This is a genomic window from Nodularia sp. LEGE 04288, from assembly GCF_963896525.1.
Lineage (GTDB): Bacteria > Cyanobacteriota > Cyanobacteriia > Cyanobacteriales > Nostocaceae > Nodularia.
In genome coordinates, this window is the sequence record NZ_CAWQOY010000094.1 from 62,167 (window position 1) to 75,088 (window position 12,922).

8 protein-coding genes are annotated in these 12,922 nt (G+C 43.7%); 4 read left to right on the forward strand and 4 right to left on the reverse strand.

The window, feature by feature from the left end; genetic code table 11:
- Positions 1 to 45 precede the first annotated feature (45 nt).
- A complete protein-coding gene (locus tag AACX33_RS07330; RefSeq protein WP_193997770.1) occupies positions 46 to 1,584 on the forward strand; it encodes a DUF1565 domain-containing protein in 1,539 nt (512 codons plus the stop codon).
- A gap of 263 nt (positions 1,585 to 1,847) precedes the next feature.
- Here the strand turns inward: AACX33_RS07330 and AACX33_RS07335 are convergent, their stop codons facing one another.
- From AACX33_RS07335 to AACX33_RS07345, 3 genes are all read right to left on the reverse strand, one after another.
- The gene (locus AACX33_RS07335) at positions 1,848 to 2,945 is read right to left on the reverse strand and encodes a fatty acid desaturase family protein (protein ID WP_193997769.1); all 1,098 of its coding nucleotides are present in this window, start codon (positions 2,943 to 2,945) and stop codon (positions 1,848 to 1,850) included.
- Between the two features lie 429 nt (positions 2,946 to 3,374).
- On the reverse strand, positions 3,375 to 4,070 hold the full coding sequence (locus tag AACX33_RS07340; RefSeq protein ID WP_193997768.1) for a hypothetical protein: 696 nt from the start codon (positions 4,068 to 4,070) through the stop codon (positions 3,375 to 3,377).
- 143 nt (positions 4,071 to 4,213) lie between these two features.
- Positions 4,214 to 6,292, reverse strand: coding sequence for a DUF1565 domain-containing protein (locus AACX33_RS07345; RefSeq protein ID WP_193997767.1), 2,079 nt, complete (start codon positions 6,290 to 6,292; stop codon positions 4,214 to 4,216).
- A 157-nt stretch (positions 6,293 to 6,449) separates the two neighbouring features.
- Here AACX33_RS07345 and AACX33_RS07350 point away from each other — a divergent pair, with 157 nt between their 5' ends.
- Positions 6,450 to 7,724, forward strand: coding sequence for an RNA-guided endonuclease InsQ/TnpB family protein (locus AACX33_RS07350; RefSeq protein ID WP_227788663.1), 1,275 nt, complete (start codon positions 6,450 to 6,452; stop codon positions 7,722 to 7,724).
- A 384-nt stretch (positions 7,725 to 8,108) separates the two neighbouring features.
- On the opposite strand, the gene gatB is transcribed toward AACX33_RS07350, so the two are convergent.
- Entirely contained in the window at positions 8,109 to 9,584 is a 1,476-nt protein-coding gene (gatB, locus tag AACX33_RS07355) for an Asp-tRNA(Asn)/Glu-tRNA(Gln) amidotransferase subunit GatB (protein WP_193997765.1), read from the reverse strand.
- A 630-nt stretch (positions 9,585 to 10,214) separates the two neighbouring features.
- Between gatB and lpdA the strand changes: the two genes are divergently transcribed.
- Positions 10,215 to 11,642, forward strand: a complete 1,428-nt coding sequence (lpdA, locus tag AACX33_RS07360; protein ID WP_193997764.1) for a dihydrolipoyl dehydrogenase — start codon at positions 10,215 to 10,217, stop codon at positions 11,640 to 11,642.
- A 64-nt stretch (positions 11,643 to 11,706) separates the two neighbouring features.
- Complete coding sequence (trpC, locus tag AACX33_RS07365) at positions 11,707 to 12,615, forward strand: indole-3-glycerol phosphate synthase TrpC (RefSeq protein ID WP_193997763.1); 909 nt, start codon at positions 11,707 to 11,709, stop codon at positions 12,613 to 12,615.
- The last annotated feature ends 307 nt before the right edge of the window (positions 12,616 to 12,922 follow it).

Sequence of the window (12,922 nt, forward strand, 5' to 3'; positions counted from 1 at the left end):
TAAAACTTTATTATTAGGACTTTTCTAAAATTGATTTATCCCATTATGTATTCTAAATATCCTCAAGCAGAGAGCCGGCAATTAAAGCTAAATCCCCAGGCTGACAGATCAAATTCTTCCCTGGAAGTATTGCCTTTAGTTTTTTCCATCTTGTATTTCACCCTGGGTTTAGGAGTCACAGGTATAACTTTACTGAGTCTTAGCCCCGGTAGGGTGTTGGCTCAAATGCCATCTTTGGAAAGCACTGTCTCTGAAGTGAAACTATTATTTGTCAACCCCAATGTGGGAAATAACACCGTGGGGAATGGTACTGAAAGCGCTCCTTTAAAGACCATTACTCAAGCTTTGCAATTAGCCTCTGCTAATACAATGATTATGCTCTCCCCAGGGACTTATAGTGCTGACACTGGAGAGGTTTTTCCCCTGAAGCTCAAATCGGGTGTTGCTATTCAAGGGGATACTAACAACAAAGGACAGGGAATTACAATTCAAGGCGGTGGTGGATTCCTCAGTAGCAGCTTTGGCGGTCAAAATGTCACCATCATCGGCGCAGACAATGCCGAGTTAAGAGGGGTAACGGTCACAAATCCCAATCCCCGTGGTTATGGTTTGTGGATTGAATCGAGCAATCCCGTAATCGCCAACAATACATTTACTGGTAGTACTCAAGATGGGATTTCCCTAACTGGTAACAGTGCGCCGATTATTAGGCAGAATTATTTTCATCGTAATGGGGCGAATGGTATGACCATTGGCGGTAATTCCCAGCCGGAAGTGCGGGAAAATGTCTTTGAACAAACAGGATTTGGGATCAATATTACTCAAAATGCTGCTCCTATGTTGTCCCTGAATCAAATTCAAAACAACCGCTCTGGGATTATAGTCCAAGCCAATGCTCGGCCAATTTTACGGAATAATGTCATTCAAGGTAATAGAGAAGATGGATTAGTGGCGATCGCTCAAGCCATACCAAATTTGGGTACCATTGCTGAACCCGGTGGTAACGAATTTCGTAATAATACTCGTCATGACATTAATGCTAGTGCGACTAAGGAGATCATCCCGGCTGCTGGTAACAACCTGTCCCAAAATCGCATTGCTGGTAAGGTAGATTTCAACGCTCAAACAGCACCCACAGCGAACATTCCTCAGCCTCGCACTGTGGCAAATCGTCCCATCCCAGTCAGTGGAGAAATTACCTTTTCTGCTCCCAGTCAGCCAAACCAGACGAATCAATCACAGATAAATTATGTGAATATTGATCCCAATATTGTGGAATTTGCTGCTCCCCAGTCACCTCCCTTTGGAGAATCAGCTCTTTCACCAGTTACCAATAGCAATACTCCTGCAACTCAGACAACTGCATACAATAGAACTGGTGTACGTTACCGCGTGGTAGTGAATGTCGCCACCGATCGGGAACAAGACCTAGTGCGAAACTTAGCACCGGATGCATTTCCGACTATGCGTCAAGGTCGTAGAGTCATGCAAGTCGGAGTTTTTAGCGATCGCCATAATGCCGATGAAATCCTCAAAGTCCTGAATAGTCACGGTTTAAAAACTACACTTGAGCCGTTAAATTGATTTTTCTGAGTGGATTAATCAAATACACTAACCCCTCTCCTTGCCTTCCCATAGCGTCTCTCTCTTTGGGAGAATTACGGTTTACACACATCTTTATCCAGAAAGGGTTTTCCGCCCTAAAAACAGAATTTAACTGTAAATCCAGTTCCCCTCCTCGCTTGCGGGGAGGGGTTAGGGGTGGGGTGTTATGACAGAAAAAAGCAATTTCCCGACTTGTGTCTACACGGTAGAAAGGGAGAAGGAGGGGGAGAATTTGAGAAAAGTTAAACCTTCACTTTTTGATTAAGGGGACAAGGCATAGAGGTTTTTCCTGCCCAATCTGTCAAAGTATTCTCATCTTTGTAATGCCGATGACTTTGCATCAACAAGCGCCAGGCTTCTTGGGCATCTAATAAATTAAATTTATCGGCATATTCAGTTTCTAACAACTCTCGAACCATGACATAATAATCAGAGTTCATGCCTGGAAAAATGTGATGTTCTGTATGGTGCGAAAAATTCAAATGTAACAGGTCAAAAATCTTTTTTACCCGTAAAGATGTAGAATTTACCAGTGGATCATTAACATCGGTCATTGGACAAAGCAGATGATTCGTATAAATATAGAACATCAAGCCTGCATTACCAATTGCAATGGGTAAAAAGTAGCCTAAAATGAGTTTTAGGGGGTCAAATTGTAGATAGGCTAAAATAGCTAGATGCAGTATTGACATGAGCAATATTTCCCCGGCGATCGCTCGACGATCTTTGGCACTAACTGTAAATGCCGCCGGCACATAATCCACAGAGTTACTATTAAAAAATAGTACCGAAGTCAGATTGCGAAAATTATGTACTCCCCAGGCCGAAGTCATTCCCACAATGAACCAAAGGGGATTGACTTCTAAAGAAGGCACAAATAAATTATGAATCCATTTACCCCAGGTTTTAGACTGTGTTTCTAAATAATTGCGATCCGGATCACCCAAGTCATTAGTGTGATTATGATGCACCCGGTTATGAACCGACTTCCATAACGTTGGCGGCATCCACAACATTGTTAGCCCCAGAAAGCTGAAAAAATAGGCTAATTGTGAATTTCTAATCACGCTACCGTGCATCAAATCGTGGGAGCTAAATAATAAGGCAACCACACTGTTGCCCATAATAATTGTTAGAGGTAAATATAACCATAAAAGATGGACTGGCCAATTATCTAATTGTGCCGCTATCATCCAGCCAAGGATCAAAATTGCTAGATTAATTACAAGGATAATTAACTTACTGGCATCGGGTGTAAATGCTGACGGCGGAAGTAGAGAACGTAATGCTTTCGCATAGGTTACCTGGTTCATTAATCTCTGATCAGTATTCAAATTCATGGATGATTGTCACACAATAACTTTAACCAAAACTTGACCAAAACTAGCAATTTTTCTGCAAGTTTCAGCCCAGATGCTTATTTACAGTAACATAGTCTGTATCCATGACAATCTCGCTAGTGTTTTTACTTTTAAACACAATTAATATATTGAGCATCTATAGGACTTCTATTTGATTTTTGAACAATCTCGGTATAACACAAAAAGGTTTTTACCCACTCCTCCGGTTACTGCTACTCCACGCAAGCTACGGAAATAAAACCGGATTACTATAAGTCTTAGTAAGAGGGCGATGATTTTAGTTTTAAATATGGCAAAATCGAAATTTAAAAATGGTTAAACCCCTGTATTAGCATCAACCAAATCTATATTGGTTAATACATAATAAGTTATTTTCAGAGTATCTAGTTCTTCCTGGGGATAGACGCGTTATCGCTTTTCGTCGGACATTGCTTTCAGTTTTGATGTGAAGGAATCAGATTGATCGCTGGTGGCTGGAGTAAATTGTCCAATGGGTGGGTGATTGGCAGATGGTGGTAGTAGTTTTGTCGCCTGGTGATGTTTTGAGGATGAGGAATTTCTCGCAAAATTGCCTTGTGAGTTCAGCCTGGACTGAGTACCAGAGGCAGCAGGGCTGAGAGTGGAAGATGCTAATATGTTTTGTCCTGGCTTCTCCTGATCTTCTGCATTCATCGCTGTGAGGGTTGCAGTTTGAGTTTGCCTATACTCATTACCCACCATCGCAGGTAAGGACTTGGCTGTCACCGGTTGATGAATAGATGCTTCAACTGCAACTTTTTGGTTGATCGGAGGTAGAACTGGTACAGTCAGTTGAGTTAAGCTTTCCGGAAATTTGCTACAAATCAGGCGTTCAAATTCCATATTGAAATGATAAATCACCTGACCCCGCCTCTGCCAAAATGCTAAGATTTGCTGCACTGAAATTCCTTTATAGCGACCTTGATATAGCGCCTCCACTACTGCCAAATGCAGCCAGTTGACTGGGTATTGGCTTTGCCAAAGGTGAATGAGTTCACTGGCCGTATAGCCACTGAGGTCAAAACTATAGTGAGTTAATAGAGCGTTTGCCAATTCGGCAGAGGTTTGTGAGACTGTTGTTAACATGGGACTATTGGCTTCAGGCGAGGGGTATAAATTGTCTCCCCATCGTTTATAGCCTATCGTGTTTTTAGCTATAGGATTTGTTACCAAGAATTTCCAGCCTGATAAACAGTGTCTTTCATTTTACTTGGTCAGCTGCTGACTGTCTAAACAATATAGGTTGAATTAATAGTTGAGGTTCGCTGAAGCGCAACTAATGCCTGATAAACCATTGCGGCTACTTCGGCCCGTGTGGCATTCCGCGTCGGGAAAAGTTGTTTGCGGTTTGGGTAATTGACCACAATTTTTTGCTGTGTCGCAGTCACAACTGCTGGACGAGCATAATCGGGAATTGTCTGACTATCAGTATAAGTGAGTAAAGCATTGAGATCACCTGCTGGTAGGGCAAGTCCATTCACTAGGGAGACAATTACCTGTACCCTTTGCACATTTTCCGCCGGGCGGAAGGTGCGATCGCCAAATCCACTGACAAAGCCACCTCTACTAGCAATTTGTAAGGCTTCATAAGCCCAAAAGTCTGAGGATACGTCTGTAAATTCCAGTGCGGGGCGTTTGGGTGGGGGATTAAAGGCCACGGCTACTAAAGCCGCATATTCGGCGCGATTCATCAGTTTATTTGGCTGGTAGCTACCATCTGCAAAACCACGAGTTAAATTCATGCTAGCTAACCCCCGAATAAATGGTTCGGCCCAATGTCCGCTAATGTCGGTAAATCCGGGGAGATTCACATCGGGGCTGACAATATAGGGGGAGGCGATCGCCTTTTCCTGACTGCTGGCTACCAAGGCTTGATAAATTAATGTTGCTACTTCACCACGAGTTATATCGCGCAGAGGTTCTAGTTGGTCTCTTTGGGGATAGTTAAGCACTAGTAATGCTTGGGTGGCTACTGCGACAGCATTAGTGGCATAAGTCGGAATTTGAGCGCGATCGCGGTACACGTTTAACACCTGGGGATTGCCGCCTGTGAGTTTTAAGCCATTCACTATAGATACTATGGCCTGTACTTTTGTCAAGTTTTGTTCGGCTCGAAACGTGCCATCGGGAAAACCACTAATAAAACCCATTTCCGCAGTTTGGAAAATGGCTGAGGCTGCCCAAAATCTGGGGTTGATATCTGTAAATTTACTAGCAGTATTTATTCTGGGTAACTGAAAAGTTTTGGCAATGATCGCCGCATACTGAGCGCGATTTATCGGGTCATCTGGGGCAAAAGTGCCATTGGGAAAGCCGCTAATCGCTCCCGTGTTCACCAATGCTTCCACAAACTCTGCTGTCCAATGTCCAGCTAAATCAGTAAAAATACTGCTGCTACCTGAGATGCGTTGGGGATGATCTGTGAGGACAGCGATAAAATCTACCCTGCCTTTAACTTGGGTAGGATTCAACTGATTACCGGCACAAACGAGGGGCTGTGATGTGGAGTTATCTAAATCGAAGAGGGCATTCTGCTCAAAAATATTGCCAGCCGCGTCTTGATTATTACCTAAATCAGGGATAGCGTCACCATTGACTAACATCCCGCCTTGGGTATTTTTGGTAATCCGATTATGACGCAGCACCGGTCTAGCATTGCGAGAAAGAGCGATCGCGGCATTGTTATCTGATATTGTATTATCTGCAATCAAGGGGGCAGCAAAATCACTGATAGCGATGCCCAAAGAGTTTTTTTGAAATACATTCCGCAACACTTCTCCCTTGCTGTGACGCGCCATCATCAAGCCACTGGCGGCATTTTGCCGAAACACATTATCCACAATGGCGGGTTTAGCCGTACCACTGACAAATATCCCTTCTCGACCGCAGTTAATTAAAGTATTATTAGCCACTGTGGTTGCTGCCGATTCAATCCAGATTCCTGTACCTTTCGGCATGGGGTTAGTGACGGTCACACCTAAGAAACTGGCATTACCTTGCAACAGTAATGTCATACTTTGGATACCAAAGGTGGAAGTTTGATACTCGCCACTCCCCGAAATCACAATCCCAGCACCTTTGTTCGCTTCGTTCCCGACGACTGTCACCCCCGCAGAAATAACGATGGGAAACACTTCACCATTAGCTGCGCTATAAGTCCCAGATGTCAACTGAATAATTACGGATGTTTTGCTGACTTTTAAGGCACGGGTGAGACTTTTAAACGGACTCGACCGAGAACCAGCATTGGTATCATTGCCTTGGAGAGGATTGACATAGAGTGTGGCAACGAGGGTAGAATTCACCATTGATTATTCAGATGCAATTGTTTAAGTTACGACAGTCAAGTCATGAATAATAACTTATCAAATAATTGGGTTGAAAACCCCGTGCTTGCAGCACGGCTTGAATTTACTAGAGAAAATAGTGCTAGTAAATATGTGGTAGAATAGTGAAATGCTAACCATGAATTACCGCTATCGAATCTACCCGACTATCACCCAAGAACAGACACTTCTTGAGTGGATGGATATATGTCGCGTTGCCTACAACTATGGGTTGCGAGAAATTAAGGACTGGTGCAATAGTCGTAAGTGCATGGTTGACAGATGTTCGATTAGTCATGAATATATCATAGCTGCGGACGTTCCTTTCCCTAGCGAAGTGCGCCAACTTAATGCTTTACCAAAAGCTAAAAAAGTATTTCCCCGATTAGGCGAAGTACCAAGTCAGGTTTTGCAGCAAACACTCAAACAATTGCACCGAGCATGGGAGGGATTTCAGAAAGTTGGGCATGGGTTTCCAAGGTTTAAAAAGTTTGGGCAGTTCAAGTCTTTGCTGTTCCCTCAGTTTCAACAAAACCCAGTGCAAGGAGTACATATTGCACTACCTAAACTGGGATTGATTCGAGTCAACTTGCATCGCCCAATCAAGAGTGGATTTGTGGTTAAGCAAGTTCGGATAATTAACAAAGCCAATGTTTGGTACGCTTCTATCAACATCCAATGTGATGTTAATGTTCCTAGTCCAATGCCGCATGGTCATCCCATTGGGGTAGATGTAGGACTGGAAAAGTTTTTAGCAACCAGTGATGGTGTTCTCGTAAAATCGCCCAAATTCCTGAAAGTGATGCAAAGCCAGCTGAAATTGCTGCAACGCAGGCTGTCTCGGAAAAAGAAGCGTTCTAAAAATTACGAGAAACAACGCATCAAGGTTGCTAGACTTCACCACAGGATTGATAACACCCGCAAAGATTACCATTTCAAACAAGCTCATGCTCTTTGTGATGCTGGTGATATGGTCTTCATGGAAGACTTGGATTACCGGACTTTGGCAAAAGGAATGCTTGGGTTACAGATGCTTGACGCTGGGTTTGGACAATTCCGAACCATCACCAAGTACGTGTGTTGGAAACGTGGTAAATTCTTCGCTGAAGTTAGCGCTAGGGGAACTTCTATCGAGTGTCCTGAATGTGGTGCAGAAGTTAGAAAAGACTTGAGCGTTAGAGTGCATCATTGTCCTAGTTGCAATTACACGACTGATAGAGATGTTGCTAGTGGTCAAGTAATTAGAAACAGAGGAATCAAATTGATTAGTACCGATGGGCAGTCGGGAATCCAAAACGCCTACGCAGACGGTTTGCCGGGGATTGAAGAAATTCAGTCTAGGTCAAAGTCGAAAACCCGTAAGACTCGCCTTGAGCGCCGTCCAAAGGAAGCAACTAGGAAAACTAAGAAGTGATTCTTAGAAGCGCCGTACCTAAAGGTCGGAGTCATGTCACACCAATTGTCTATCAACTTGCACTTAACTGGATCAGTTTCTTTTTCAGCTAAAAAAACAAATTCTCCAACTCTGGTATGCTGATGGGTTGGGGTTTTCAATCCCATGTGTTTCTCAGATGATCATGTGCAACTTTCTGAGATAATTCGTGGTAGCTGAAAATTTTCTAGTCTCCCTTTTCTTTGGTAAGGGTTAAAAAAATAAGGAGAGCTACTCATGTGGCTCTCCAGATCATTAGGGTTCTACTAGACACAGAATAGCTCTTTAGGTGTGAGGGGTGTAACCTATCTTTCGGCGTTTTCTGTGAAGATATGATGAAGAATTACTTAAAAAAGCGATAAACACCTAAGCATTTAGTTTTTTCTCGACTAATTCATTCGTGATCTGAGGATCGGCTCGTTTGTCGGTTTTTTTCAAGACCTGTCCCACAAAGAAGCCTTTCAGCTTTGTATTGCCGTTGCGATACTTTTCTAGTTCTTTGGGGTTAGCCGCGATCGCTTCATCAATGATCGGTTCTAGTACAGTAGGATCAGTGATTAATTCCTGACCAGCAAAGGCTTTCTCCGGGGAAACACCAGCTAGTAAATCTGGCAGCTTTTGTTTAGCTTGGGCATTGCTAATTTTACCAGATTCAATCAGCGTAATTACCTCAGCTAAATTGCCAGGAGTCAGGGCAATTTCCGTAATACTGAGTTTTTGCTTGTTGAGGTAGGCGGCGATATCTTGAGTAATCCAGTTAGCAGCAGCTTTGGCGTTTGCTCCAGAGGCGATCGCCGTTTCAAAATAATCAGCCACGGTGCGGTCTTCTGTCAACACTCTGGTATCATAAACCGAAAGCCCCAAATCACTTTCATAATGATGGCGTTTTTGAGTGGGTAGTTCTGGAAGTTCGCTTCCCCATTGCTCTAATTGCGCCTTGGACACCTCAATGGGTGTTAAATCTGGTTCTGGGAAGTAGCGGTAATCACTGGAACCTTCCTTAATCCGCATACTACTTGTGCGTTGAGCGCCTTCTTCCCACAGGCGAGTTTCTTGGATAATGGTTTCACCCGCTTCAATCGCCGCAATTTGCCGTTCAATTTCGTAATCAATCGCCCGTTGAATGGCGTTGAACGAGTTCATATTTTTAATTTCTACCTTCACGCCAAATTTTTCTCGCCCCACTGGACGCACGGAAATATTGACATCACAGCGTAGAGAACCTTCTTGCATATTGCCATCACTGACACCGAGATAACGCACAATGCGGCGGATTTCTTGAGCGTATTCAGCAGCTTCTTCACCAGAACGCAAGTCAGGCTCCGAGACGATTTCCACCAATGGCACACCTGCGCGATTGTAGTCTACCAGAGAATAAGTAGAACCTGAAAGGCGATCGCTTCCCGCGTGTACCAGTTTCCCTGCATCCTCCTCCATGTGCAGACGAGTCACACCAATACGTTTACGAATCGGGTTCCCCTCAGCATCTACCATTTCGATTTCTAACCAACCATGTTCGGCTATGGGGAGGTCATATTGAGAAATTTGGTAATTTTTGGGCAGGTCAGGATAAAAATACTGTTTACGGTCAAATTTGCTATATTTAGCGATTTGGCAATTCAAAGCCAAACCTGTTTTTACAGCGTATTCCAGGACTTTTTCGTTCAATACAGGTAAAACCCCAGGTAAACCCATACACACAGGGTCGATGTTAGTATTGGGGTCAGCACCGAAAGCTGTAGAGCTATTAGAAAAAATCTTGGTATTGGTACTCAGTTGACAATGAGTTTCCAGACCAATAATCGCTTCATACTCAGTTTTTACAGTTGTAGCAGCAGTCATACAAACACTCGGTAAGTGGGAAAATCAGAGGCTTGGCTCCCTGAGAGGAAAACGACACGTAAAGCAAAAAGGCATAGCTTCGCTTACCGCGGAGCTTCTCCGTAGGAAAAACGGTTTTAACCGCCGTAATCTTTACCGCCTTGGGATTGCTCAACTCGGTGTACTTTTGTGTTGTACTTTCGATGGGACAATTACCATCTCAAACTTTGCAATCCTGTACGCATAAAGGTTTTGCTCAATAGAGCCTCCCATTTCTGGGGTAATGTTAGCTTCGACCTGTTATTAGAGCTTGTTGGGCTGGCAACACTGTTCCAGTGACCTTAGAACTGTTTAATCACAAGCGACAGAGCAGGGAACTAGCTACGCATTCCAGGGTGTCGTGACTCAAATAACGGCTACCCTCAGACTGAACTTAGGGTGGTCTGGTCAGTATGGCTTGTGCAATTGCTCTTACAAGCCCAATGTCTATAGACCTGGGTGACTGACTCTATTATTATAAAATTTACATCTTCGCCTGTTAACTTAGAGCATAATATGTAATTTTGATCTAGCAACGCCCAAACTTTCTGGAGTTGCGTAAATTGCTGGTCAAGTTGAGAATAAATAGGCGAAGCACACGGGGAAACTAACGTGAGTTATGGATTTGATTACGATTTAGTCATTATTGGCGCAGGTGTCGGCGGACATGGTGCAGCCCTACACGCTGTTAGCTGTGGACTGAAAACAGCAATTATTGAAGCGGCGGACATGGGAGGAACCTGTGTCAATCGTGGCTGCATCCCTTCTAAAGCGCTGCTGGCTGCATCGGGACGTGTGCGGGAGTTACGTAATGCCCATCACCTGAAATCTCTGGGGATTCAAGTTGATCATGTCACATTTGACCGCCAAGCGATCGCCGATCATGCTGGCAATCTGGTAGCGAAAATTCAAGGTGATTTAACCAACAGCCTCAAACGTCTAGGCGTGGATATTATCAGGGGTTGGGGAAAAATTGCGGGAACCCAAAAGGTGACAATCACCGGGGATGGTGGGGAAAAAACTATCTCAGCTAAAGATATCATTCTTTCTCCTGGTTCAGTCCCCTTTGTCCCTCCAGGAATTGAAGTAGACGGCAAAACCGTTTTTACCAGTGACCAAGGTGTAAAATTAGAATCTCTGCCAGAATGGGTAGCGATTATCGGTAGTGGTTACATCGGCTTAGAATTTTCGGATGTTTACTCGGCGTTGGGCTGTGAAATCACCATGATTGAAGCCCTAGACCAATTAATGCCAGGATTTGACCGCGATATTGCCAAACTAGCCGAACGGGTGTTAATTACTCCTCGCGATATCGAAACCAAAGTCGGAATATACGCGAAAAAAATTACTCCCGGTTCTCCGGTGGTAATTGAATTGGCAGATTTTAAAACCAAAGAAGATATTGATGTGATCGAAGTGGATGCTTGCTTAGTAGCTACAGGACGCATCCCCGCCACTAAAAATTTGGGTTTAGAAACTTTAGGGATAGAACTAGACAGACGTAACTATATCCCCGTAGACGATCGCATGGCTGTGCTTTCAGGCGGGGAAGTAGTACCTCATGTGTGGGCAATTGGTGACGCTAACGGCAAAATGATGTTGGCACACGCCGCTTCGGCTCAAGGCATCATCGCCGTAGAAAATATTGTGGGGCGAAGCCGTGTGGTAGACTATCGCAGCATCCCCGCCGCCGCATTTACTCACCCAGAAGTCAGCTATGTTGGTTTAACAGAAGTAGCCGCGAAGGAATTGGCGCAAGCTGAAGGCTTTGAAATCGCCACCACTAAAAGTTACTTCAAAGGTAACTCTAAAGCCTTAGCAGAAAACGAATCAGACGGTATGGCTAAGATAGTGTATCGCAAAGATACTGGTGAAGTTTTAGGTGTTCATATCTTCGGAATGCACGCCGCCGACTTGATTCACGAAGCATCAGCTGCGATCGCTAATCGTCAATCTGTCCACGACCTCGCCCATTTAGTACACGCCCATCCGACACTTTCCGAAGTGCTAGATGAAGCCTATAAACGAGCCGTGGTTTAGCCTGTTGTCGAGACGCGATCAATCGCGTCTCATTCTCAAAAAGGAAGCACTCAGCACTTAAATTATGCAAATTCGCCGCCGTTCCACGAACACAACAATTAATGTTTCTTTTTTGCGTTATCAGTCTACCTTGCCAGATATGGAACCAAACAACATTTTGGAAGAAATTGTCTGGCACAAGGAAATTGAGATTGACAAAATGCGGGAAAGGCGACCTTTGGCACAATTGCAAAAGCAAGCACTCTCAGCACCGCCAACTCGTGATTTTATTGCCGCCCTCAGACAAGGGAAAACTCAGCCGGCGTTGATTGCGGAAGTTAAAAAAGCTTCTCCTAGTAAAGGTGTTTTCCGAGAGGATTTTGACCCCGTAGCGATCGCCTCTGCCTATGAACAAGGTGGTGCTAGTTGTCTTTCGGTTTTGACAGATACCAAATTTTTTCAAGGTAGTTTTGAGAACTTAGCTAAAGTCCGTGATACAGTGGATTTACCCCTGCTATGTAAGGATTTTATTATCTATCCTTACCAAATGTACTTAGCTCGGATTCACGGCGCAGATGCGGTTTTGCTCATTGCAGCTATTCTCAGTGATCAAGATTTACAATACTTCCTCAAAATTGCCAATGCGATGAAGATGAAGGCTTTGATTGAAGTTCACAGTTTGGCAGAACTTGACCGAGTATTAGCTTTAAAGGGTGAGTTTATCGTTGGCATCAATAATCGTAATTTAGAAGATTTTTCTGTTGACCTGCAAACTACCTGTGAATTATTAGCCGCACGCGGTAGTCAATTACGGGAGCAAAATCTCCTCGTTGTCAGTGAGTCAGGGATACATACTCCTGAAGATTTGCATATAGTCCAACAAGCCGGAGCAGCAGCTGTATTAATTGGAGAATCTTTAGTTAAACAACCTGATCCAAGTTTAGCGATCGCTAATCTGTTTGCAGAATTTTCATCTCCAGAGACATCAATATAATCAAGGAATAAAAATTTGATATTGATTGTATCTGTACCCCAATTTGTGAGATTCTAGATAAGCTCCACTAAAGCACTTAGACAAACTGGGTAGAAAATTTCATGTCTGTTTTCCGCTAGCTAACCTCAAGAATTTTAGGTTATTTTAAATATACACAAGTAATTGCAAAAGTCAAGCTGACCAGAATTTAGCTTTAATGGTACTTTTCCTATAGATTTCCTATAGATTTGCAGAATCTAGCAGAGTACTTTGTATGTATATGCCGGTAAATCTAAAATTCGTCACCTGAATTTAACTATCCGCCGAC

Coding starts and splice junctions, on each gene's coding strand:
- AACX33_RS07330 (WP_193997770.1), top strand. CDS start 46: ATGTATTCTAAATATCCTCAAGCAGAGAGCCGGCAATTAAAGCTAAAT.
- AACX33_RS07335 (WP_193997769.1), bottom strand. CDS start 2,945: ATGAATTTGAATACTGATCAGAGATTAATGAACCAGGTAACCTATGCG.
- AACX33_RS07340 (WP_193997768.1), bottom strand. CDS start 4,070: ATGTTAACAACAGTCTCACAAACCTCTGCCGAATTGGCAAACGCTCTA.
- AACX33_RS07345 (WP_193997767.1), bottom strand. CDS start 6,292: ATGGTGAATTCTACCCTCGTTGCCACACTCTATGTCAATCCTCTCCAA.
- AACX33_RS07350 (WP_227788663.1), top strand. CDS start 6,450: ATGAATTACCGCTATCGAATCTACCCGACTATCACCCAAGAACAGACA.
- gatB (WP_193997765.1), bottom strand. CDS start 9,584: ATGACTGCTGCTACAACTGTAAAAACTGAGTATGAAGCGATTATTGGT.
- trpC (WP_193997763.1), top strand. CDS start 11,707: ATGCAAATTCGCCGCCGTTCCACGAACACAACAATTAATGTTTCTTTT.